A 22,053-nucleotide genomic window follows, 5' to 3' on the forward strand; every position below is an offset into this window, starting at 1 on the left:
TCTTTTGACTCAAATTTGAGTAATGAAGTCGAGGGTGCTCGACGGCGGCACATCCGGGAGGACGGCGTTGATCCACGCACGGCGGCTCAGCCGCGGCTATCGCCACAGGGCTAAGGAGATCGAAGCGGTCAGGGAGGTCGACCTGGACGTGGCGCAGGGAGAACTCGTCGCCCTCCTCGGGCCGAACGGAGCCGGCAAGTCCACACTCCTGCGCATGCTCACCACACTGCTGCCGCCCTCGGCGGGCAGCGCCACCGTGGCGGGACATGACATCGTCACCGATCCCGCGGGCGTCCGCTCCCGGATCGGTTACGTGGGCCAGCGCAACGCGGCGGGTGAGGAGCAGCGCGTCCACGACGAGCTGGTGCTCCACGGGCTCTGGTACGGGCTGTCCGGCAGCGCGGCGCGGCGCAGGGCCGACGAGGTCGTGGAGCTGCTCGACCTGGGGGAGGTGGCCGGGCGTAAGCCGGGCACCCTCTCCGGTGGCCAACGCCGCCGTCTCGACATCGCCTTCGGGATGGTCCACCACCCCCCACTGCTGTTCCTGGACGAACCCTCCACCGGGCTGGATCCCCAGAGCCGCGCCGACGTGTGGCGACACGTCCTGCGCCTGAGGAGGGAGAGGGGCACGACCATCGTGCTGACCACCCACTACCTGGACGAGGCCGACGACATGGCCGAGCGCGTCATCGTCATCGACCACGGCCGGGTCATCGCGGACGGGACCGCCGAACGGCTCAAGGACGACCTCGCCGGCGACCGCATCACCGTGACCCTGAGCGACCCGGAACAGGGCGCGCGGGCCGCGGGGATCGCCGCGAGGATCGAAGGGACGGGGGAGGTCGAGATCGACGGCTCCGACATCCGCGTGCGGGTGCCCCGGGCCGACCGGGCGCTGCCCCGCCACCTCCGCGAACTCGAGGCCGCGGGCATCGAGGTCAGCGCGGCCCGGGGGCACCGCCCCACCCTGGACGACGTCTTCCTGGCACTCACCGGGCGCAGCCTGGAGGAGACCAACCGACAGGAGGTGGCCGCGTGACGGTCGAAACGGCCTCGATGCGGCGGGGCGCAAGGACGCGGCCGGTGAAGGGCCTGCTGCGGGACACCCTGGTCTCGTTCCGTCGGGAGATGACGCCGGCGCTGCGCGAGCCCGGCGGGGTCCTGCTGGGAACCATCATCGCGATGCTCCAGCCGCTGCTGTTCCTCGTCCTGTTCGGCCCGGTCCTGGCGGGCGGCGGAGGGCGGGAGCAGACCTGGCAGTGGTTCATCCCCGGTGTCTTGGTCATGATGTGCCTGTTCGGGCCGCTGTCGGCGGGCTACTCCCTGCTCTCCGAGCTCATCGGGGGCGCCATGGAGCGGATGCTGGTCACCCCGGCCAGCCGTACCGCGATGCTGATGGGACGCACCCTGAAGGGGTCGCTGATCCTGTTGGTACAGGCGGTGCTGATCGTGGCGGTGGCGATTCCCATGGGGCTGCGCCCCGACCTCGTCGGCGTGATCGTGGGGATCGCCCTGCTCGTCGTGTTCGGCACTGGATTGGGGGCGTTGTCGTTCGTCCTGGCGATCCTCTCCCGCCCCAGCGGCACCCTGTTCTATCTCGTCACCCAGACGGTGGTCTTTCCCTTGATGCTCCTTTCGGGAGTGCTGCTTCCGCTGGAGGCGGCCCCCGGATGGTTGCGGGCCGTCGCCGCCCTCAACCCGGTCACCTACGTCGTCGAGGCGCAACGCCGTCTGTTCGTCGGCGAGCTCGCCGCGCCACCGGTCCTGTACGGGGCCGTGGTGGCCGTCGCGGTGGCCGCGGTGGGACTTCTCCTGGCGACCCGCGCCATGCGCCGCGCGGTCTGAGCGTTCACGTGCCGTTCACGGCCCCGTCGCCCGGGACGCGCCTGGCGGGGCCGGAAGGCGTCGTCTCGCTGTGGACACGCGCGAATATTGACGCGAGAACGACATCAGGTCGGGCAGTCTGTAAAGCGTGAAAACGGGAGAAGTCACCTCGGAACGGACGGGCGAGGTGGTATTGGAGGGCATCCGAGGAACCGCTCGGCGTCCGCTGGACCTCATGCTGGCGCTGGGTGGTGTCGTGCTCCTGGCTTTGACGCTGGTGTTGATCAGCGTCGTCGCCGGGGGCGCGGCCGGAGACGAGGCGGAGGAACTGCGCGCCCTGCTGCCACCCCGGTTGCTCGCCCTGGGGGCCGGGATCGCCAACCTCGCCGTCATCGTGCTCGTCTGTTCCGTCGGTGTGGAGCGCCTGTTCAACCGGGAGTTCCGTCAGGTCGCCCGCGCGCTGCTGGCCGCCGTGCTCGGTTATGGACTCGCCGGGGGGATCAACACGCTCACCGGCGTATTGGCCGGATCCGACGGGTTACCCGCGCTGCTGGCCGGGGGCGGCCTCCAGCAAGGGCCGTTCACCGAACCACTGCACGGCTATCTCGCCGCCGCGATCGGCTACACCCGCGCGATGCGCATCGCCCACCTGCCCCGTGTGCGCGCCGCGATCTGGGTGGGGATCTCCATCACCTGCGCCTCCGTCCTCCTATCGGGGTTCACCACCGCGCTCGCGCTGATCCTCACGATCCTGCTCGGCTGGACGTGCGCCTCCGTCGCCCGCTACGCCATCGGCCTGGCGCCGCCCCGGCCCGATTCCGCCCGGCTGGTGCGGGAGCTACGACGGTTCGGCCTGGACGCCTTGACGATCACCCCCGAGGGCAGCGACCCCGAGGGCAACGAGCGCTTCGCCGTCGACACCACCGACCGCCGTCTCGACGTCCTGCTCCTGCGCGCCGATGTCACCACCGGAGTGTGGAAACGGCTGTCCTCCCGGTTGCTCCTGCGCGATTCCGCCGCCCCGCCGGTCCTGTTCAGCCTGCAACGCAGGGTGGAGCACATCGCGCTGCTCGACTACGCCGCCGCGGCGGCCGGAGCCGCCACCCCCAGGCTGAAGGCCATCGGCGAGCTCGGACCCGGCACCGCGGTGCTCGTGCGCGACCACCGCCGCTCCGAACGGCTGGCCGACCTGCCCGACGAACGGGTCACCGACGGATTGCTCGCCGAGATCTGGGCGGAACTACGTCGACTGCACCGCCATCGCATCGCCCACCGCAACATCGGCGAGCACAGCATCGGAGTGCGCATGGACGGTCGGGTCGTCTTCACCGGCATGTCCTCGGGCAGCGTCGCCGCTGGCGCGTTCGCCGCCTCACTGGACGTCGCCGCTCTCCTGGCCGCCCTGGCGTTGCGCGTCGGCGTCGACCGGGCGGTGGGCTCCGCCCACCGGGCGCTGGGAACCGAGGACCTGGCGGCGACGCTGCCCTACCTCCAGACCGCGGGACTGCCACGGGCCCTGCGCCAACGGTTGCGAGGGCACGCCGGGATACTGGGGGAGATCCGCGCCGAGATCACCCGCATCGCCCCCGACGCGCCGGCGGCCCCGGTCAAGCTGGAGCGGATGCGGCCCCGCACCATCGTCAGCGTCGCGGTCGCCACGGTCGTCGGGGTGGTCCTGGTCTCCCAGCTCGCCGACGTCGACCTGACGACCATCCGCGACGCCGATCTCGGCTGGGCCGGTGCCGCGCTGCTCATGTCGCTGCTGTGCATGGTGGCGGCGGCACTCGCGTTGATGGGGTTCGTGCCGATCCGCCTGCCCCTGTGGCGGACCGTGCTCGTGCAGTTCGCGGCGTCGTTCATCCGCATCGCCGCGCCGGCCGGCCTGGGCTCCCTCGCCCTCAACACCCGGTACGTCACCAAGGCCGGGGCCTCCACCGCGTTGGCGGTCTCGGCGGTCGGCGTCTCGCAGCTCGTCGGGCTGCTCGTGCACGTCCCGCTCCTGCTGCTGTGCGCCTACCTCACGGGTACCGCCTACCCCGCCGACTTCTCTCCTTCGAGCACGCTCATCGTCGTCGCCGGCCTGCTGTCGGTCGTGGTCGCCGCCGTGCTGGCACTGCCCCGGCTGCGTCGCGCCGTCGTGTCGCGCGTGCGCCCCTACCTGCACGGCGTCCTACCCCGCCTGCTGGACCTGCTCCAGCACCCGCGCAAGCTCGCCACCGGCATCGGCGGGACGATCCTGCTCACCGCGGGGTTCGTCCTGTGCCTGCACTTCTCGGTGCTGGCCTTCGGCGGTGACGCCAGCATCGCGGCGGTCGCGGTCGTGTTCCTGGCGGGTAACGCGATCGGCTCGGCGGCCCCCTCACCGGGCGGACTGGGCGCGGTGGAGGCCGCGCTCCTGGGCGGGTTGACCACGGTCGCGGGCGTACCCGGCGGGATCGCGCTGCCCGCCGTGCTGCTGTTTCGGCTGCTGACCTTCTGGCTGCCGGTGCTGCCCGGATGGGCGGCGTTCCACCACCTCCAACGGAAGAGGGCGATCTGATGGCCCGGCGGGCACTGCTCGGCATCGACCTGGGGACCAGCGGGGTCAAGGCCACTCTCCTCGGCGTCGACGGGACCACGCTGGGGGAGGGCGACGCCGCCTATCCGGTTCACACGCGACGGCCGGGATGGGCCGAGACGGATCCGCGAGAGTGGTGGAGGGCCGTCGTGCGGGCGGTGCGGGCGGGGGTGGAGCGTTCCGGTCCGGTCGAGGTCGCCGCCATCGGCCTGGACGGGCAGATGCACGGCCTGGTGCTCGTGGAGGAGGACGCGACCCCCGTCCGCCCCGCGATCCTGTGGGCCGACCAGCGGGCCGACACGGTCATGGCGCGCTGGCGGGGCCTGGCCGCGCTGGAACAGGACCGACTGGCCAACCCGCTGGTCCCCGGTATGACGGGGCCGCTGCTGTCCTGGGTGGCCGAGCACGAGCCGGCGGCGCTGCGTCGCGCGCGCTGGGCGTTGCTCCCCAAGGACTGGATACGGCTGCGGATGACCGGCGCCGTGGGCACCGATCCCTCCGACGCCTCCGCGACGCTGCTGTGGGACATGCCCACGGGAACCTGGTCGCCCGCCGCTGTCGCCCTGACGGGCGCGCCCTCCGCCCTGTTGCCCCCGGTCCTGGCCTCCGATCGGATCGCCGGCGGGCTGGGCGGTCCCGCCGCCGAGGACCTGGGGCTGGTGAGGGGGACCCCGGTGGCCGGCGGGGCAGGGGACACCCCCGCGGCCCTGCTCGCCACGGGACTGGAGAAGGGCCAGGCCCAGATCACGGTCGGCAGCGGCGCCCAGATCGTCATGCCGGTGACCAGCCCGCTTCCGGTCCCCGCCCTCCACGTCTACCGCACGGCCGAGCGGACCGGGTGGTATCGCATGGCCGCGGTCCACAACGCCGGGATCGCCCTGGAGTGGATGCGTAACCTGCTCGGCGCGCAGTGGGACGAGGTGTACGCGGCCCTGGATCGGGGAGAGCCCGGTGCCCACGGTGTCACCTTCGTTCCCCATCTGACCGGTGAGCGCACACCGGTGCTGGACCCCTCGGCCACCGCCGCGTTGAGCGGGCTGCGGCTGTCCACCGACCGCGCCACGCTGTTGCGCGCCGCCGTGGAGGGGGTCGCCTTCTCGGTGCGCCATGCCGCCGACGCCCTTCCCGACGGGCTGCCGCCACAGGTCCGCCTGGCCGGGGGCGGCAGCCGCTCGCCCGCGTTCCGGCGTCTCCTCGCCGACGTCCTGGGCGTGGGGCTGCGGCCGATCCGCCTGCGCAGCGCCTCGGCGCTGGGCGCCGCCCTGCTCGCGGCCCGCGCCGTCGCAGTGCCCGAGCCAGCTGTGGCTCCGCGGGAGGAACCCGTCATCACACCGGGGCCGAACGTCGCAGCCTATGCCGAGGCCTACGAACGCTACCTCTCCCGCATCCGGTCCGACCCCCGTCCGTGACGGGGGCCGTCAGACACTCCCGGCTCGCCGCGCGGCAGAGACCTCTCAGACCACGGGAGCAGCCCGCTTCCGGCGCCGTCCGGGGCACGGGCGTGGCGCGATGCCGCGCGGGGACCACGCGCCCGGTCCGGCCGTGCCAAGCCGGGGCGTGCGCGGGGAGCGCCACCACGGCGATCGCGTTGAGCGCCGGTGAGTCCGCCGTGGTCTCCCCGGGTACGGCGATCAGGGCGGCGTTCGGCGCTCGTGACGGCACCGTCGCGGGGACGGCCCGGGGGAGCGGAAGCGGCCGGCGGGTGCGGCCCGCAACGGGAGCCGGCCGCCCCGGTTCGCGCGGCGCCGCCCCCACCGGGGCGGTGCCACGACCGCCGGGGGCATCCAGGACGCGGCGCGCCCGCGACCCCTCCTCGACCATTCCCGGCCACGGGGGCTGACCCGTGGATTTCGGGGCCGGCCCGGTGGAGGGGCAGGCAACGATCCACCGGTCACGGGGAGCAGATCCCGCTCTCCCGCTTCGCCCCACCGGGGAGCACGGCATCGCGCTGACCCGCGTCCCCACCCGAGGCGGCGGCGGTCGCCCCGACCACACCGGCCGGGCGGGATCGGCCCCGGCCGCGCGATATCGCGCGGCCTCGGTACCTCCGTGACGTCGGACCCGCGTGCCTTTGGCGCAGGGCGTCCTGGGCGGGTGCACCACCGTGCCCGCTGTCGCCGTGGACGGCGAGCCGCCGCCCGTGGAGCACGTCTCCCGGGGACGGGGTCCGGCACCGCACGGTCCTCCAGCGCGGATACCGGTGCCCACGCGGCGTGGGGCACCGAGGGGACACGGCCGAGGTCCGCGTGAAGGTCGATGGTGAAAGGGGGAGGTGCCGGGCGCCCGGCGACAGCGGTCCTGGGAACGGACCGCCACGCCGCCCGGCCGCCACGCCGCCCGGCCGCCACGACCTGGAGGCCGGGCGACCGGCGCGGCCGGCCACACCCCCGGCCTTGCGACGCGCCGATCCCGTCCCGACGGTGCCGGTGACCGGTACTCCGTCGGGTGACGGCTCGATGAGCCGACGATCCCGTGCCGCCACACCGGCACGGGACAATCCCGCGTTCGGCCACGCAGAGTAAGAAGATGTGTTCTATGGGTAAGAACACGTTCCTGGCGATCTCCGCGACGACCCTGCTGGCGTTCGCGGTCACCGCCTGCACCGGCGGCGGCAACATCGAGGGCGACACCGCCTCCTCCGACTCCCCGGGTCCCCAGTCCTCCGATCCGCAGGCATCCCCCGAGGAGGGCGTGGGAACCGAAAGGGCGATGTCCGAGCCGTTCGGGCCGGCCTGCGCCGACGTTCCTCAGAAAGGGGCCGGCAGCTTCGCCGGGATGGCCCGGGAACCGGTGGCCACGGCCGCCTCCAACAACCCCGAGCTGTCCACGCTGGTCGAGGCCATCACGCGGGCCGGCCTGGTCGACACGCTCAACGACGCTGAGGACGTCACCGTCTTCGCCCCGACCAATGAGGCGTTCGAGAAGTTCCCCGAAGACGAGCGCGACGCGCTGATGCAGGACAAGGAGCGGCTCACCGACGTGGTGAACTACCACGTCGTCGAGGGGCGCCACACCCCGCAGGACCTGGAAAACGGTGAGTTCACCTCACTCCAGGGCGATCCGGTCACCACCTCCGGCTCCGGCGAGGAGTTCACGGTCAATGATCAGGCCAACGTGGTGTGCGGGAATGTCCGGACGGCCAACGCCACGGTCTATGTCATCGACGCCGTGCTGACGCCGCGGTGATCCCGCGATGATCTCCCGGGCGGGTCCAGCGGTGCCGCGGACCCGTCCGGGAGCGGCCCGGTCGAAGGAAAGGCGGATGGGCCAGGAGGGCACACGGGGCCGGCCCGGACACGAGAAGCCGCCCCGGCTCGACCGGAGAGCGGCCGGGCACCCGAACGCGCCCCGACGTCTTAGCGCGGGTTCGCTCCACCACCGGCGCGCCGGAGGGGGCCCCTCCGGCGCGGACCGGGTCGAGGTCCACCGTGGTCCCAGGATCACGGTGGGCCCGGGCTCACACCTTCTCGGCGGGATGCGGGGCCGAGACCTGGGCGCGCGCCGCGCGCGCGGCGCGCGCCCGGTTCACCGTGACCACGCCCAGCACGATGACGATCAGCGCGTACAGGGCGAGGCTGATCCCGCTGTCGAACAGCACGGCGACGTCGCCCTGGCCGACCGCCAGCGCCCGGCGCAGCTCGGTCTCGGCGACCGGGCCGAGGATGACGGCGATCAGGACGGGAGCGAGCGGGATCCCGTACCGCCGCATCATGAACCCCAGCAGTCCCAGGAGCAGCATCAGCCACAGGTCCGCCATCGCCGACGCGGCGGCGTAGACGCCCAGCGCGGAGAACGTGGTGATGCCGGCGTAGAGGTAGGGCTTGGGGATCAGCAGCAGCCGGGCCCACAAGGGGGCGAACGGCAGGTTGAGCACGAGCAGCATCACGCTGCCGATGAACAGGCTGGCCAGCAGCGCCCACACCAGGTCACCGTTGCGCTCGAACAGCAACGGGCCCGGTTGCATGCCGTACTGCTGGAAGGCGGCCAGCATGATCGCCGCGGTCGCCGACGTGGGCAGGCCCAGCCCGAGCAGCGCGCCCATCGCGGTGCCCGCCGTCGCGCTGCCGGCGGCCTCGGGCGCGGCCACCCCCTCGATCGCGCCGTTGCCGAACTCGTCGGGGGCGCCGCCGCGCGCCGCGCGCCGGCGGGCGAGCTTGCGCTCGGTGCCGTAGGCGAGGAACGTGGGGATCTCCGACCCGCCCGAGGGGATGACACCGAACGGCAGGCCGAACAGGGTCCCGCGCATCCAGGCCGGCAGGGTGCGCCGCAGGTCCTTGCGCCCCAGCCAGGGGGTGCCGCTGCGGCGCAGGGCGCCGCTCTCGGTCCCCCCGTGGCCGCCGGCCACGTGCAGCACCTCACCGATCGCCAGCAGCGCCACCGTGATCGTCACGATGCTGAAGCCCTCGAACAGTTGCGGCATGCCGAAGGTGAAACGCTCGGCACCGCTGATGCCGTCGATGCCGACCAGGCTGATGACCAGGCCGATGCACAGCGCGACCAGGCCGCGCACCATCGACTGGGAGACCACCGCGGAGGTGGCGAGGAAGGCGAACACGGCCAGCGCGAAGTACTCGGCCGGACCGAACTGCAGCGCCAGGTCGATGATCGCGGGGGAGAAGAAGGCCACCAGGGTCGTCGAGAGGATGGCGCCGATGAAGGCGCCGATCGCCGAGGTCGCCAGGGCCTGCGGGGCCCGGCCCCGCCGTGCCATCTGATACCCCTCGATCGCGGTGGCGATCGCCGAGCTCTGACCGGGGGTGTTCATCAGGATGGCGGCGGTGGAGTCGCCGAACAGGCCGCCGTAGTAGACGGCCGCGAACATGATGAAGGCGGCGGTGGGGTCGAGCTGGAAGGTGATCGGCAGGAGCAGGGCCACGGCCATCGACGAGCCGAGGCCAGGCAGCACGCCGACGGCCGTGCCGAGCAGGACGCCCAGCAGCGCCCACAGCAGGTTCTCCGGGCTCAGCGCGTGGGCGAACCCGGTCATGAGGTGGTTGAGCGCGTCCATTTAGAAGATGCCCCCGAGGATGCCCGCCGGCAGGTTCAGGCCCAGGCCGGCGACGAAGGCCAGCTGGACGAAGGAGGAGAACACCAGCGCGACCGTGGCGTCCAACAGCGGGCGTCGGCCTCCCATGGCGTGGACGACGCCGAAGAACAGCAGCGCCCCCGACAGCAGCCAGCCCACCGGCTGGAGCAGCAGGATGAAGACGACCAGCGAGCCGATGACGGTCAGGACCGGCCGCCACTGGGTGCGCCCGCCGGAGTCGTCCGTCCTCGCCTCGGCCGGGGCGCTGTCGCCGGCGTCCGCGGCAGCGGTCTCGTCGAGGCCGGGCCGGTCGGCCGGGCGGCGGATGACCTGCACGGCCAGCGCCACGCCGACACCGGCCATGATCACGGTGACGATCGTGGGGAAGAACCGTGGACCGGGGGAGGCCGTTCCCGGGGGGACGTCCATCAGCGCGGTCTGCACGCCGAGAACGGCGGCGATCGCGATGACCAGCGCGGCGACGAACAGCTCGCTGCGCCCGCTCCACCAGGAGCGCTCACGGGTCGGGGCCGGCGCGCTGGTGGCGCCGGTCGTCGTCTCGGTGCTCATGAGAGTCCCAGTTCCTCGGTGATAGTGGTGATGCGGTCGATCTCGGCGCTCAGGAACTCCTCGAACTCCGCGCCGCTTTGGAAGGTGTCGTCCCAGCGGTTGCGTTCGAGGGTGTCCTGCCAGGCGGGGGTGCGGGTCATCTCCGTGACGATCTCGGTGAGCTCCTCCCGCTCCTCGGCGGAGATGCCGGGTGGGGCCATGACACCGCGCCAGTTCGGCAGCACCGCGTCGATGCCCTGCTCGGCCAGCGTCGGCACGTCGATCCCCGGCACGGGTTCGTGCGCGGAGACCGCGAGAGCGCGCAGGTTGCCCGCCTCGATCTGGTCGCTGAACTCGTTGTAGCCGCTGATCCCCACGTCGACGCTGTGGGACAGCAGCGAGGTCAGCGCCTCACCGCCGCCGGAGAAGGGGATGTAGTTGACCTGCTGGGGGTCCACCCCGACGTCACGGGCGATCATCGCCGCGAGCAGGTGGTCGGTCCCGCCCAGGGAGCCACCGCCGATCGCGACCGCGCGCGGATCCTCGCGCAGGGCGTCGACGAGGTCGGCGGTCGTCTTGTAGGGCGAGTCCGCGGGGACCACGATGACCTCGTAGTCGTCGGCGAGGCGGGCGATGGGGGTGACGTCTTCCAGGGTGTGCGCGGAACGGTTGACGACGATGCCGCCGATCATCACGGTGCCGGTCACCATCAGCATGTTGGAGGTCTCGGCCTGGCGCACGGTCTGGGCCAGCCCGATCGTCCCGCCCGCACCGGGCACGTTCACCACCTGGCTGTTGGCGACGACGTCGCCCTCGCGCAGCGCGTTCTGCCCTTCGCGGGCCACCAGGTCCCAGCCGCCGCCCGGGTCGGCCGGGACGATGAAGGTCAGCTTGGAGCGGGCCTCCGAGGCGCCGTCACCGCTCTGTGCGGCGTTGACGGTGGCCGCGCCGATGATCAACGCCGCGGCTGCCGCGCCAAGGGCTCGCAGTGTCCGCTGTTTGCTCGTCAAGGCGCCTCTCCTGCCATGTGGTCCATTCCGTGGTCTATCCAGTCCGTTCATCGGCTCGGGCCGTGGTGTGGCCGTCGCTATATGCCGCCACGACGGGGGTCACTCGGTGTGGTGACGCGGGTCACCGTCCGGCCCGTCTGGCGAGAATGGCGCAGCTGGAACGTGAGGTAAACCTTTTGGTCTTTATGGTCGTGGATGTCTTTATGGTCGCGTTTCCCGTTTCGTGTCTGGGTGACGGGAGGATCACGCACGGCGAGGGGATGGGGGAGTGGGCAACCGTCGCCATATCCGTTGGACCGCCTAGTGGTATAAAAGTTCCACTAGTTGGTCCAAAGTAAGGAGGGTCATGCCGGGCGACGACGAGACCGACGGCGGCGTGCGCAGCGTGCTGCGCGCCGTGGACCTGCTGGCGCTGTTCGACGAGCGGCACCAGAGCCGGTCGATCCGCGAGCTGACCGAGGGCAGCGGTCTGGCCAAGACCACGGTGCTGCGCCTGGTCCACACCCTGGAGCTGCGCGGCCTGCTGTGGAGCCGGCCTGACGGTCTCATCGCAGCCGGTCCCGGGCTGCTGCGCTGGGCGGGACTGGCACGCGCCGCCTGGCAGGTGCCCGAACCGGTCCGCGAGGTCATGCGCGAACTCGTGGCCGAGACCGCGGAGACCGCCAACCTCTACGTCCGCGGCGACGCCACACGCGTCTGCGTCGCCCAGCAGGAAGGGCCGCAGAACCTGCGCCACGTCGTCGCCGTCGGCGACGAACTGCCCCTGTGGGCCGGGGCCGCCGCCCGGGTCCTGCTCATCGGATGTGACGACGCGCTGCTGCGCCGCGTCGCCGCCGCCTCGCCCTTCGGGGCCCGCCACGCCGAGACCCTGCGCATCCGGATCGCGGCGGCCCGCGCCGATGGCCACGCCGTCAGCCACGGGGAGCGCGAGGTCGGGGCGTCGGGCGTCGCCGCTCCCGTCGTGGACGGCGCCGGACGGGTCGTGGCCGCGATCGCTCTCGGCGGCCCCACCGCGCGCTTCACCTCCGAGGCGGTCGCCGAGTTCGCCGGCGCCGTCACCCGCGCGGCCCACCGGATCTCCGAGATCGGCCTGTATCCGGCCGGGAGAGCGCGCTCGGGGGAGGAGGCCGGATGAGCGAGCACCCCTTCGGTACGGGGCTGTTGTCCGGGGTGCGGGTCATCGACATGACCAACGTGCTGGCCGGCCCGTTCGCCGGTTACCAGCTCGCCCTCCACGGCGCCGAGGTCATCAAGGTCGAGGCGCCGGGAGGCGGCGACCTCGCCCGCAGGCTCGGCGCCGACGCCGATCTCAACCGGGCCCGGCTCGGCGCGTCCTTCCTGGCGCAAAACGCCGGCAAGCGCTCGATCACCGTGGACCTCAAGGACGAGAGGGGCAAGGAGGTCCTGCGCCGCCTGGTCCGCACCGCCGACGTCCTGGTGGAGAACTTCCGTCCCGGGGTCCTGGAGCGTCTCGGGTTCGGCGCCGACGTCTTGCGCCGGCTCAACCCCGGGCTCGTCTACTGCGCGATCTCCGGGTTCGGCGCCACCGGCCCGTTGCGGGACCGGCCGGCCTACGACCAGGTCATCCAGGGGCTGTCGGGGATGATGAGCACCACCGGTACCCCCGGCACCGCCCCGCTGCGCGCCGGTTATCCCGTCGCCGACACGCTCGGCGGGCTCGCCGCGGCCTACGCGATCTGCGCGGCCCTGGTCCGCCGCGGCCGCACCGGCGAGGGGGGCGTGCTCGACGTGTCGATGCTGGAGACCGCGATCACCGCCATGGGGTGGGCCGTCTCCAACCACCTGATCGCCGGGGTCGAGCCGCGACCGATGGGAAACGACAACGCCACCGCGGCCCCGTCGGGCACCTTCCGCACCGGCGAGGGGGCACTCAACATCGCGGCCAACAAACAGGAGCAGTTCGTGGCCCTGTGCCGCCTGCTCGGCCGTCCCGACCTGGTGACCGATCCCCGTTTCGCCGAACGCGAGGCGCGCAAGGCCAACCGGGGGCCACTCCAGGAGGAACTGGAGGAGGCGCTGGCGGCCCGCTCCGCGGCCGAGTGGGAGGAGCTGTTGGCGGGGGAGGGGGTGCCGGCCGCGCGCGTGCTCACCGTCGCCGAGGCCCTCGACCTGGACCACGTCGCCCAGCGCGGACTGGTCCACGACCTTCCCTTCCCCGGTGACGCCGAACGCCGGCTGCGGGTGCTGGGCAACGGAATCCACGTCGACGGGCAGAGGAGCGCGCCGCAGGGCACGGCGCCGCTGCTGGGCGAGCACACCGAGGACGTGCTGGCCGAGTTGGGATACGACGCCGGCGAGATCGCCGCGCTGCGAGAGGACGGAGTGGCATGAGCGACGACGAGATGATCCCCCGCGCCGACGTCGAGCAGTGGTGGGGCACCTCCATCACCCGGATCTCCCCGGGAGAGATCGACCTGCGCGGCTATCCGGTGCAGGACCTGATCGGCGGGGCCTCGTTCGCCGAGGTGGTCTGGTTGCTGCTCCGCGGTGAGCTGCCCGAACGCCGGCAGGCCGCGCTGTTGGAGGCCGCGCTGGTGGCCTCGGTGGACCACGGCCCCCAGGCGCCCTCGATCGCGGCCGCGCGTATGGCCGTCACCTGCGGGCTGGGACTGAACAACGCCGTGGCCACCGGCGCCAACCTGCTCGGCGACGTGCACGGCGGCGCCGGTCAACAGTGCATGGACCTCCTCGCGCGGATCCGGGAACGCTGGAGGGCGGGAGAGGACCTGGACGAGGTGGCCGCCGACACGGTGGCGGAGTACCGGCGGCGGCGACAGCACGTGCCGGGGTTCGGGCACCGTTTCCACCCGCGCGATCCCCGCCGCGACCCCCTCCTCGGCCTGGTCGCCGACGCGGCCGGGGAGGGCGTGGTCGCGGGAGAGTACCTGCGGGCCGCCCAGGCGCTGGAACAGGCGCTCGCGGCGGGGCGCGAGCGCCCGGTCCCGATGAACATCGACGGCGCGACCGCCGTCGTCTACTCCGAGCTGGGGTTCGCCCCGGAACTGGGGCGCGGGCTGTTCGTGCTGTCGCGCTCGGTGGGGATTCTCGCCCACGCCTGGGAGGAGCGGGGGAGCGGCGCGCGGATCAAGGGGCCGATCCCGCGCCGGCTGCTCGCCGCCTACACCGGGCCCCAGCAGCGCCGCCTGCCCGCGCGGTGACGGTCGTGCGGGTCCGCGGTGCGCGCCGCCGCGGACCCGCGGATCTCACGGTTCCAGGCGCAGTAGGCCCCGTTTGTAGGCCGGGACCAGGTGACGTGGCACCAGCGCCCGGCGCCCGTCGATGACGATGGGCACCAGGTCGGGGGTCTGGGCCCGCCACTGTGAGCGTCGCGTGCGGGTGTTGGAGCGCGACATCCTGCGTTTGGGAACGGCCATGGTCTGTCCTTGTCGTCGGTCGGCTGGTCAGGAACGGCCGTAGCGGCGCTGGAAGCGCTCCACGCGACCGGCGGTGTCGATGACCCGTCCCCGCCCCGTGTAGAAGGGGTGGCTCGCCGCGGAGATGTCGACGTCGACCACGGGATAGGTGTTGCCGTCCTCCCATTCGATGGTCCGGTCGCTGGTGATGGTGGAGCGGGTCAGGAACGCGAAGTTCCCGGCCCGGTCACGGAAGACGACGGGGTGGTAGTCGGGGTGGATGCCCGGTTTCATGGTGGTCCTTCCTGGGAGGTGGTCAGCGCTCTTCGCGGAACTCGACGTGGGCGCGGATCACGGGGTCGTACTTGCGCAACACGAGCCGGTCGGGGGTGTTGCGCCGGTTCTTGCGGGTCACGTAGGTGTAACCGGTGTTCGCGGTGGAACGCAGCTTGATGACGGGCCGGGTGTCGTTGCGGGCCATGTGTGTCGCCTCCTGGGCTCTCGGTGGAGGACGTGCCTCTCGCTCTATGAAAGAGAATGATAACCGTTTTCATTCCCGACGTGGCACCGAACCCGCTCGGTGCCCCCTCGCCGCGGTGGCCCAGGTCCTCGCTCACAGCACCCGAGGGAGCGCGCGGCCGGCTTCCCCGCCGTCGCCCACCAGCGGGGAGGCCCGAGACGAGGCGGCCGGGCGTCCGTGAGGGCGCCGACGGCGCCGAGCCGATCCGGCCCCGCTCCGGCGCGCGGATTGTCACGCCCCCGCCCACCGCGGCCGGACATCACGCTCCCGCGTTCACGGCGTGCCCTGGGTCAGCGCGTCCCGGCTCCACGGGAGGACAACGCCCCCCCACGAGCACCCCTCCGTGGGATCCGCGCCGGAGCCCTCGCCTTCCCGTGCCGTGCGCTCCCCGTCCACGCCGTGGACGGCGAAGGGGGCGGCGGTCTCGCCCCATTCCGCGCGGGGCGGGTAGGGGCCGGGGTCCGGAAAGCGGCGGCCCTGGTTCCGGTGGGGGACCGGCGTGGGCCGGCACCCCGGCCGAGACGGGCATCGGACGGCCGGGTGCCGCCAGTGTCCGACCCGCGGATCCGGAGCCGGTCGAGGCCGGCCCCGTCTCGAACGCGATGAGGGTCGCAGGGTGATGGCGATGCGCGTTTCGGGTGAACGACCTCGCCGCGACTTTCCGTGTTGGTACGGTTCCTCATGGTCCCGGGCCCGCGAGCCGCGGGGCGGGACGCGAGTGCGAACCGCGCCGCCCGGTCCACGGGCCTACGACCGTCCCCGCAAGCCGGAGGCCCGATGCCCACCCCCTCGACACCGCCGTGTCCGGCCGGCCGTCCCACCATCGACGTCGTCGCGCGCCACGTGGTCGAGCGGGTCGCGCGGGAGGAGGTGGAGCACTACCCGGCCCTGCGTGACGACTTCCTGGCGCACGGGCGACGCCCCGGCCGCTCCAGCCCTCTGGGCATCGGCGATGTCATCGCCGGCGCGGTCACCGGGATCGTCCTGGCCGTTCTGCACGACCTGGTGACCGGCAGCCTCGTGGAGGTCTCCCGGCCCTGGTGGAGACGGCTGTGGTCGTGGGTGCGCGCCCGCCTGGGGCGGGGCGAGCGGGTCCGGGTGGAGGTGAACGCTCCCGTCCCCCGCCTCACCCCCGACCAGGCCGCCGCCGTCGTCGCGGCCATCACGGCCTACGCCGTCCGCGAACGGTTGCCGCAGGACAAGGCCGGCCGGTTGGCGGCCGAGATCGTCCGGGTCCTCGTTGCGGCCGGGGAAGCGCGTGACGACCGAGTCGGGGGGTGAACCCCGGACGGCCGGTCCGGCGCGCCCCGACCCGTTCCGGCTGCCCGCCGCGACCACCGCGCAGTTCGCCGTCCTGCTGCTCACCTCGTTCGTCGGGGCCGTCCTCGTCTACGAGTGGGTGTTCGACACCGCGCGCTCGGCGGGACTCTGGGAGAGGCACGGCCGGCTCACCTGCGCGCAGACCGCCCGGGCCCGGGTGGCCGGCGGCGATGTGGCGGGACTGGCCCGGTCCTACACCCAGTGCGTCGTCGAGGCCGACCGGGGCGAGGCGTTCCTCCTGGCCGTGGCCGCCCTCGTCCCCCTGGCCGCGAGCCTGCTGCTCCACCTCGTCCATCCGTGCCTGATCAGGCGCGGGCTGCGCCCCCACGAGGTCGGCGACGAGGAGCCGGGGGCCGCTCCCGCCCGCGCCGAGCTGGAGTCGCTGCTCGCCGGGAGGAGGGGCGCGACCCTGCTGGTCACCCCGGGGACGGCCGGTGGGGCCCGGGCCTTCGGGGCGTTCGGGCGCCACTACGTGGCGATCGATCGGCGGCTGCTGCTGATCGCGGGGAACCCCTCGGGCCTGCAACGGCTCAGGGCCGTTGTGCGCCACGAGGCCGCGCACATCCTTGGACGCGACGTCGGCATCGCGTATGTGACGGTGGCGAGCTGGTGGGCCTTCCTGCTCCTCGTCATCGTCCCGGCGCTCCTGCTGCTCCTGGCCGCGCGTCCGGGGTCCCTCCAGGCGATCACCTCCATGGCGGTGACACCGTTGCTGCTCTACGTCGCGCGCGCCCGCCTGCTCCGTACCCGTGAGCACTACGCCGACGTGCGCGCGGGGCAGGACCCGCAGGCGGGCGCGGAGCTGGACCGGCTTCTGGCGGAGGCCGAAGGGGAAGGCGGTGGGGCGGGGGCCCACCGGCGGATCCGCGAGCGCGTGGGCGAGGTGTTTCGGAGCCATCCCAGCGTGAGGCGGCGGCGCCGGATCCTCGCCGACCCGGGCCGGCTCCTGACCATGGGCGCCCTCGACCTCGCCCTGGTCGCGACGGTGACCGGCTACGGGTTCACCGCGGCCGCCTTCCTCCTCGACCTCATGTGGCTGGGCCCCGCCGATCCGGCCGACCTCCTGGTGGGGTTCCTCTTCGGGGTCCCCGCCGCCTTCGTGATCGTCTCCGGCGTCTGGCGGGCGGGCTCGCGGGAGGCGCGCCTCCGCGGGCCTCGGCCGAGGGCCCTCCCCGCGGCGACCGCGTTGACCGCGGGGCTGCTCGGCGGCCAGCTCCTCGCCCCCGCCTGGCCCGCCCCCACCTGGGGGACCCTGCTCCGCGACGCCCCCGATCTCGCCGCCGCGATGGCGCTGCTGCTATGGGGGGCGTCGTGGTGTTTCATCCGCTGGGTGATCCTGAGCGCGCGTGGCCGGCTCGCCGACCCGCAGTGTCCTCGACGCCGATGGGGGACCTGTCTCCTCTTCGCCGCACCACTGTCCGCGGTGGGGCTCACGACCTGGTTCCACGGGATCGCCCTGCTCGGGGAGGCGGCGGCGTGGTCGACCCTGGCGCTGCTCGCCGGGTTCTCGGTCTTCTCCCTTCCGCTTCCCGCGCTGCTGGCCGTGGCCGCCGTCCTGCCGCTGGCCGGGACGCGGGAGGAGAGCGGCCTCCCCCACCCACTGCTGCCGGCGCTGTTGGGCGGGGGGCCGCTCCTCCTCCACGCCGCCGTCGCCCCGATCGGGGCGCTTCTTCTGAGCGTGCTGACCGACGCGGGACCACGGGATCGGGCGGTCGTGCTGCCCGTTCTGTGGTGGGCGGTCGCCGCCATCCTCGTCGTCGGGGCCGCCCTGGTCCTGGGAGCGCTCGTCGGAGGACGGCGAGGGAGTGGCGGGCTGCTGTGCGCCACCGCCGTGATGACGATGTTCGCGGCCGCGGCGGTGCTTCCGGCGTTCCTGCTGCACCTCGCCCTCGTGCGGTGTGGCGGGGCCGGGCTCACCGCCCCGTTGTGCCTGCCCGTGACGTTCGCCGACCTCTTCGGCGCTCTCACACCGCCGCTGTTCGCCCGCGCCGTCGTCCTCGTGTTCGCGGGCCTGTTCGCGGTGTGCGGCCCGGTGGCGCTCCTCGGGGCGTGGCTGCGGGGCCGTCCCCCGCGGCCGGCCGCGCCGCCCGCGGGGCGGCGTCGTCCGGGCCCGGTGCAGACGTGGTCCTCCGCGCTCCTCCCGGCCGTGCTGTTCCTCCTCGTCCTGCTCCCGTTCGAGACGGAGAAGGCGCCGACCGCGGTGTCGCCGATGGCCCTGGGGGAGCCTCCGGCCGGGAGGTCGCTCGCCTGGCAGGAGGTCTGTCGCGAACGCGGCGTTCCGACGGGCGGGCGGCAGATGGTGGCCTACCTCACCGCGACGGAGCGGGGGGAGGGGTACCAGGCCGCGCGGGCCGACGCCCTGGGGGCCTCCGACGACCCGGTTCTCGCGGCGCTGGGGCAGGCCGCTCGGGGAGCGCTGGAGCGCGGTTCGCGGGACGAGGCGGCGCAGGCCTTCGGTGCCGCGTCGCACTACTGCGCGGTCCTGGACGCCGGCTGAGCGGGCCCGACGGAACGCGGCCAGGCCCCGGCCGCGTGTCCGGCCCCGGCCGGGGAGCCTCAGCGGTTACGGCGTACCACGAAGGCGATCACTCCGACCACGATCAGGATGCCGATCGCCAGGCTCGCGAACAGCAGCAACTGGGAGCTCAGGGCTATCGTCAGAGTCGTCTCCATGACGGCGGAGTACCCGTACGCCCCTCCGGTAACCCTTCCCGGCGCCGCGGAACCCGTCGCCACCTGCGCCGATCCCCTCTTCGCGAGAGCGGGGCGCGACAAGTCGGGGAGCCGCCCGCCCTCAGTCCGCGGGGTGTTCCACCTGGACGCACAGCTCCAACAGCGCCGAGCTCAGCGACTTGCCGTGGGCGTCCAGGTACAGCGACGTGGTGACCGTGTCCTCGTCCGCCCTGCGGCACACGAACACGAGCGCCCCCACATTGTCCATCCGGTGCCGCACGACCTCCCCGGTCACCCGCCAGGACAGGTGTTCGGCCACGGCCTCCGCCGTCACCGACGCGCACAGCGCCGGATACCAGGCGGGGTCGTAGGGGATCAGCGACAGGGTGGTGAGGTTGCCCTTGTCGCCCGATCGAGAGTGTGCCACGTCGTACAGCCGGACCCTCATCGCGTCCCCACGTCCCTTCCCTCGTCCCCGACGACCTCCACGCGGGTCGTCACCGCTTCGCGCGGCACCCCCGTCGAGACCACCCCGATCACCTCGGTGACCGAGGAACGCACCCCGCCACCGCCCGCGGGGCCGCAGGTGTAGAGCGCGCCGACCTCCTCGGCCACCGCCTCCGCGGTCTCGCGGTCCGGCCCGATCCCCGCCACGCGCAGCCGGCACTCATACGGTCCCTCCCCGTCCGACACCGGACCGCCGTACAGCGCGTCCACCCCGATGAGGTCGGCGCGCAGCCGGGGCACGACCCCGGACAGGCGTTCCCGCACCACCTCGGCGGCCAGGCGGGCCCGGGCCCGCGCGTCACGGCCGGCATAGCCGATCTCGGCCTCACCGCGAAATCCGGCCCGGTAGCCGACGCTGACCTTCAGTTCGGCGGGCCGCGGCCGGCCTCGGGCCCCACTGACGCGCACCCGGTCCCCGCCGAGATCGTGCACCCCGACCGTTGTCAGGTCGGCGGCGACGTCGGGGGTGAGATAGGCGCGCGGGTCGATCACCTCGTAGGTGAGCTGTTCGACCACGGTGTGCCGGTCCACCCGCCCGCCGGTGCCCGGCGTCTTGGTGAGCACCGCGCCGCCGTCCGGATCCACCTCGGCGAGCGGATAGCCCAGGTCGGCCAGCCTGGGAACCGAGGTGGGGCCGGGGCCGGCGAAGTACCCGCCGCTCACCTGTCCGGCGCACTCCAGCAGGTGGCCCACGACGGTCCCACGGGCGAGCAGGTCCAGGTCGGTGTCCGCCCAGCCGAAGGCGTGCATCAGGGGGCCCAGGAACAACGAGGGGTCGGCCATCCGGCCGGTGAGGATCACCTGGGCGTCGGTCTCCAGGGCCGGCAGCAGCGCGTCGGCCCCGATGTAGGCGCCGGCCGAGACGATCTCGCCGTGGGCCTCCAGGGGGCGCCCGTCCTCCCAGGCGGGGGAGGCGGGGTCGATCAGGTCGGTGACGTCGTCGCCGAGGACCGCGGCGACCCGTAGGGGAACGCCCGCGGCGCGGGTCAGCCCGGCCACCATGCGGGCCGCCCCCAAGGGATCGGCCGATCCGGCGTTGGTGACCAGGCGCGTCCCATGCCGGTGCAGCGGCCCCAGCAGCGCCTTCATCCGCCGGGCGAGCAGCGGGTCGTATCCGGGTCCCGTCCCGGTGAGCCGGCGGGCCTGGGCCAGTGCCACGGTGCGCTCTCCCAGGCACTCCAGCACCACGACGTCCAGTCCGCCCCGTTCGATCAGGTCCACCGCGGGGGTGACGCGGTCACCCGCGAACCCCGCCCCGCAGCCGATACGCATCCGGGTGGCCGTCATCATCCGTCCTCTCTCGTCTTCGCCGCCGGCAGCGGGCGGTATCCGCTCACCCCGCCCACAACGGCACCACCCCGGTGAGCACCGCCACCGCGAGCATGACCACGCTCACCAGCCAGGCCAGGGGGAGCAGGAATCTGATGTGGGATCCGATGGAGACGCCGCTCAGCCCGGTGAGCAGGAAGAAGGAGCCGGTCAACGGGCTGATGGGGAAGCCGACGGTCTCCTGCCCGATCACCGAGGCCTGGGCGAGCACGAGGGGTTCGATCCCGAATCCGGCGCCCACCCCGTTGATCACGGGAAGGACCGCGAAGTAGTAGGCGTCGGGCCCGAACAGCAGGCTCATCGGCACGCCGAGCAACCCGACCAACACCGGCAGCAAGGGTCCCACCTGGTCGGGGATCGCGCCGGTCAACGCCCCCGCCATCCCCTCGATCATCCCGCTCTCCTCCATGACGCCGAGGAACACGCCCGCGGCGAGCAGGGTGCTGGCCATCAGGATCGCGCCCTGGGCGTGGGCGTTGACGCAGTCGGTCTGCGCCTTCATCCCCCGGTGGTTGAGCGGCAGGGCCACGGCCGTGGCGATCATGAAGACCAGGTGGGGCGGCAGCACCCCCGACACCAGTACGCCGATCAGGGCCAGGGTGAGCGCCGCGTTGACCGCCGTCAGCCACGTCCGGTGCCCGCCGGCGTCCTCCCTTTCCCCTCCCGGGGCGTCCCCGAGGCGACCGGGCGCCACGGGAACGGTGACCGTGACCCTGGAGCCCGCGCCGAGCCGGGCCCGCTCACGCAGCCCCAGCCAGTAGGCGATCGCTCCGCAGGCGAGCAGGCCGGCGATCTGCGCGGGGATCAGGGGCGTCCAGATCTGGTTGGCGTCGACGCCGATGGTCGCCGCGGCCCGCGCGGTCGGTCCGCCCCAGGGCAGCAGGTTCATCACCCCCGCGCCCAGGCCGGTCAGGGCGGCCAGCACGGAGCGACGCATTCCCAGCGCGTCGTACAACGGCAGCAGGGCGGGGACGGTGATGAGGAACGTCGTCGCCCCCGCGCCGTCGAGGTGGGCGACCGAGGCCAGCAGCAGCGTGGCCAGACAGACCGTCACCGGGTCGTCGCCGCCGAACCGCAGGATGCGGCGGATCACCGGGTCGAACAGGCCGGCGTCGCGCATCACGCCGAAGTACAAGATGGCGAACACGAACATCGCCGCGGTCGCCGCGACCCCGTTGAGGCCCGTGGTGACGAAGCCGGCGATCTCGCCGGGGGAGAAGCCGGCGACGGCCGCGGCGACCACCGGGACGGCGATGAGGGGGACCACGGCGGTCACCCGGTTGGACAGCAGCAGGACCAGGAGGGCCGCGATGGTGGCGAAGCCCAGCACGGTCGACATGGGAACCCTCCCGGCGAGATCCGCG

19 protein-coding genes are annotated in these 22,053 nt (G+C 73.2%); 10 read left to right on the plus strand and 9 right to left on the minus strand.

Going from position 1 to position 22,053, the window contains the following annotated elements:
* Nucleotides 1-67 precede the first annotated feature (67 nt).
* The 5 genes from B5D66_RS07905 to B5D66_RS07930 all read left to right on the plus strand — a co-directional run bounded on the left by B5D66_RS07905 (nt 68) and on the right by B5D66_RS07930 (nt 7,567).
* Entirely contained in the window at nt 68-1,039 is a 972-nt protein-coding gene (locus B5D66_RS07905; protein WP_078761014.1) for an ATP-binding cassette domain-containing protein, read from the plus strand.
* Nucleotides 1,036-1,845: an ABC transporter permease gene (locus B5D66_RS07910; protein ID WP_235000852.1), complete on the plus strand. Its 810-nt coding sequence runs from the start codon at nt 1,036-1,038 to the stop codon at nt 1,843-1,845. Before B5D66_RS07905 ends, B5D66_RS07910 begins: the two co-directional genes overlap by 4 nt.
* 127 nt (nt 1,846-1,972) lie before the next feature.
* Nucleotides 1,973-4,363, plus strand: a complete 2,391-nt coding sequence (locus tag B5D66_RS07915; protein ID WP_327308120.1) for a lysylphosphatidylglycerol synthase transmembrane domain-containing protein — start codon at nt 1,973-1,975, stop codon at nt 4,361-4,363.
* Nucleotides 4,363-5,790: a xylulokinase gene (locus tag B5D66_RS07920; RefSeq protein ID WP_078761015.1), complete on the plus strand. Its 1,428-nt coding sequence runs from the start codon at nt 4,363-4,365 to the stop codon at nt 5,788-5,790. The genes B5D66_RS07915 and B5D66_RS07920 overlap by 1 nt, the downstream gene beginning before the upstream one ends.
* Before the next feature lie 1,126 nt (nt 5,791-6,916).
* Nucleotides 6,917-7,567: a fasciclin domain-containing protein gene (locus B5D66_RS07930; RefSeq protein WP_200813567.1), complete on the plus strand. Its 651-nt coding sequence runs from the start codon at nt 6,917-6,919 to the stop codon at nt 7,565-7,567.
* 271 nt (nt 7,568-7,838) lie between these two features.
* Here B5D66_RS07930 and B5D66_RS07935 read toward each other — a convergent pair whose 3' ends face one another.
* Genes B5D66_RS07935 through B5D66_RS07945 form a run of 3 tightly spaced genes read right to left on the minus strand, consistent with a single transcriptional unit; the run spans nt 7,839 to nt 10,966 of the window.
* The gene (locus B5D66_RS07935; RefSeq protein WP_078761018.1) at nt 7,839-9,389 is read right to left on the minus strand and encodes a tripartite tricarboxylate transporter permease; all 1,551 of its coding nucleotides are present in this window, start codon (nt 9,387-9,389) and stop codon (nt 7,839-7,841) included.
* Nucleotides 9,390-9,977: a tripartite tricarboxylate transporter TctB family protein gene (locus tag B5D66_RS07940; RefSeq protein WP_078761019.1), complete on the minus strand. Its 588-nt coding sequence runs from the start codon at nt 9,975-9,977 to the stop codon at nt 9,390-9,392.
* Nucleotides 9,974-10,966, minus strand: a complete 993-nt coding sequence (locus tag B5D66_RS07945; RefSeq protein ID WP_235000853.1) for a Bug family tripartite tricarboxylate transporter substrate binding protein — start codon at nt 10,964-10,966, stop codon at nt 9,974-9,976. Before B5D66_RS07945 ends, B5D66_RS07940 begins: the two co-directional genes overlap by 4 nt.
* Nucleotides 10,967-11,312: 346 nt before the next feature.
* On the opposite strand from B5D66_RS07945, the gene B5D66_RS07950 reads away from it, so the two are divergent.
* Genes B5D66_RS07950 through B5D66_RS07960 form a run of 3 tightly spaced genes read left to right on the plus strand, consistent with a single transcriptional unit; the run spans nt 11,313 to nt 14,145 of the window.
* Entirely contained in the window at nt 11,313-12,101 is a 789-nt protein-coding gene (locus B5D66_RS07950) for an IclR family transcriptional regulator (protein WP_078761021.1), read from the plus strand.
* Nucleotides 12,098-13,318, plus strand: a complete 1,221-nt coding sequence (locus B5D66_RS07955; protein WP_078761022.1) for a CaiB/BaiF CoA transferase family protein — start codon at nt 12,098-12,100, stop codon at nt 13,316-13,318. The genes B5D66_RS07950 and B5D66_RS07955 overlap by 4 nt, the downstream gene beginning before the upstream one ends.
* Complete coding sequence (locus B5D66_RS07960; RefSeq protein ID WP_078761023.1) at nt 13,315-14,145, plus strand: citryl-CoA lyase; 831 nt, start codon at nt 13,315-13,317, stop codon at nt 14,143-14,145. The genes B5D66_RS07955 and B5D66_RS07960 overlap by 4 nt, the downstream gene beginning before the upstream one ends.
* A gap of 45 nt (nt 14,146-14,190) precedes the next feature.
* Here the strand turns inward: B5D66_RS07960 and rpmF are convergent, their stop codons facing one another.
* From rpmF to rpmG, 3 genes are read right to left on the minus strand one after another with little or no spacing between them, the layout of a single operon-like run.
* Complete coding sequence (gene rpmF / locus B5D66_RS07965; protein WP_078761024.1) at nt 14,191-14,361, minus strand: 50S ribosomal protein L32; 171 nt, start codon at nt 14,359-14,361, stop codon at nt 14,191-14,193.
* Between the two features lie 27 nt (nt 14,362-14,388).
* The gene (locus tag B5D66_RS07970; RefSeq protein WP_078761025.1) at nt 14,389-14,634 is read right to left on the minus strand and encodes a type B 50S ribosomal protein L31; all 246 of its coding nucleotides are present in this window, start codon (nt 14,632-14,634) and stop codon (nt 14,389-14,391) included.
* Between the two features lie 22 nt (nt 14,635-14,656).
* Entirely contained in the window at nt 14,657-14,821 is a 165-nt protein-coding gene (gene rpmG, locus B5D66_RS07975) for a 50S ribosomal protein L33 (protein WP_078761026.1), read from the minus strand.
* Nucleotides 14,822-15,637: 816 nt separating this feature from the next.
* Between rpmG and B5D66_RS07980 the strand changes: the two genes are divergently transcribed.
* Nucleotides 15,638-16,141, plus strand: a complete 504-nt coding sequence (locus tag B5D66_RS07980) for a hypothetical protein (RefSeq protein WP_078761027.1) — start codon at nt 15,638-15,640, stop codon at nt 16,139-16,141.
* On the plus strand, nt 16,119-18,677 hold the full coding sequence (locus tag B5D66_RS07985) for a M48 family metalloprotease (protein WP_078761028.1): 2,559 nt from the start codon (nt 16,119-16,121) through the stop codon (nt 18,675-18,677). Before B5D66_RS07980 ends, B5D66_RS07985 begins: the two co-directional genes overlap by 23 nt.
* Nucleotides 18,678-18,974: 297 nt before the next feature.
* Here B5D66_RS07985 and B5D66_RS07995 read toward each other — a convergent pair whose 3' ends face one another.
* Genes B5D66_RS07995 through B5D66_RS08005 form a run of 3 tightly spaced genes read right to left on the minus strand, consistent with a single transcriptional unit; the run spans nt 18,975 to nt 22,028 of the window.
* Nucleotides 18,975-19,301: an AtuA-related protein gene (locus B5D66_RS07995; protein WP_078761030.1), complete on the minus strand. Its 327-nt coding sequence runs from the start codon at nt 19,299-19,301 to the stop codon at nt 18,975-18,977.
* Nucleotides 19,298-20,650: an acyclic terpene utilization AtuA family protein gene (locus tag B5D66_RS08000; protein ID WP_235000854.1), complete on the minus strand. Its 1,353-nt coding sequence runs from the start codon at nt 20,648-20,650 to the stop codon at nt 19,298-19,300. Before B5D66_RS08000 ends, B5D66_RS07995 begins: the two co-directional genes overlap by 4 nt.
* 43 nt (nt 20,651-20,693) lie before the next feature.
* Nucleotides 20,694-22,028 (minus strand): CitMHS family transporter, encoded by a 1,335-nt coding sequence (locus B5D66_RS08005; RefSeq protein ID WP_078761354.1) that lies wholly within the window; start codon nt 22,026-22,028, stop codon nt 20,694-20,696.
* Nucleotides 22,029-22,053 lie beyond the last annotated feature (25 nt).

It is taken from the genome of Marinactinospora thermotolerans DSM 45154 (assembly GCF_900167435.1).
Classification (GTDB): domain Bacteria; phylum Actinomycetota; class Actinomycetes; order Streptosporangiales; family Streptosporangiaceae; genus Marinactinospora; species Marinactinospora thermotolerans.

Bases quoted from the DNA above. Each gene is read 5' to 3' on its own strand.
- B5D66_RS07955 (WP_078761022.1), top strand. From the start codon at position 12,098: ATGAGCGAGCACCCCTTCGGTACGGGGCTGTTGTCCGGGGTGCGGGTC.
- B5D66_RS07950 (WP_078761021.1), top strand. From the start codon at position 11,313: ATGCCGGGCGACGACGAGACCGACGGCGGCGTGCGCAGCGTGCTGCGC.
- rpmG (WP_078761026.1), bottom strand. From the start codon at position 14,821: ATGGCCCGCAACGACACCCGGCCCGTCATCAAGCTGCGTTCCACCGCG.
- rpmF (WP_078761024.1), bottom strand. From the start codon at position 14,361: ATGGCCGTTCCCAAACGCAGGATGTCGCGCTCCAACACCCGCACGCGA.
- B5D66_RS08005 (WP_078761354.1), bottom strand. From the start codon at position 22,028: ATGTCGACCGTGCTGGGCTTCGCCACCATCGCGGCCCTCCTGGTCCTG.
- B5D66_RS07995 (WP_078761030.1), bottom strand. From the start codon at position 19,301: ATGAGGGTCCGGCTGTACGACGTGGCACACTCTCGATCGGGCGACAAG.
- B5D66_RS07920 (WP_078761015.1), top strand. From the start codon at position 4,363: ATGGCCCGGCGGGCACTGCTCGGCATCGACCTGGGGACCAGCGGGGTC.
- B5D66_RS07935 (WP_078761018.1), bottom strand. From the start codon at position 9,389: ATGGACGCGCTCAACCACCTCATGACCGGGTTCGCCCACGCGCTGAGC.
- B5D66_RS07970 (WP_078761025.1), bottom strand. From the start codon at position 14,634: ATGAAACCGGGCATCCACCCCGACTACCACCCCGTCGTCTTCCGTGAC.
- B5D66_RS08000 (WP_235000854.1), bottom strand. From the start codon at position 20,650: ATGATGACGGCCACCCGGATGCGTATCGGCTGCGGGGCGGGGTTCGCG.
- B5D66_RS07940 (WP_078761019.1), bottom strand. From the start codon at position 9,977: ATGAGCACCGAGACGACGACCGGCGCCACCAGCGCGCCGGCCCCGACC.
- B5D66_RS07960 (WP_078761023.1), top strand. From the start codon at position 13,315: ATGAGCGACGACGAGATGATCCCCCGCGCCGACGTCGAGCAGTGGTGG.
- B5D66_RS07930 (WP_200813567.1), top strand. From the start codon at position 6,917: ATGGGTAAGAACACGTTCCTGGCGATCTCCGCGACGACCCTGCTGGCG.
- B5D66_RS07980 (WP_078761027.1), top strand. From the start codon at position 15,638: ATGCCCACCCCCTCGACACCGCCGTGTCCGGCCGGCCGTCCCACCATC.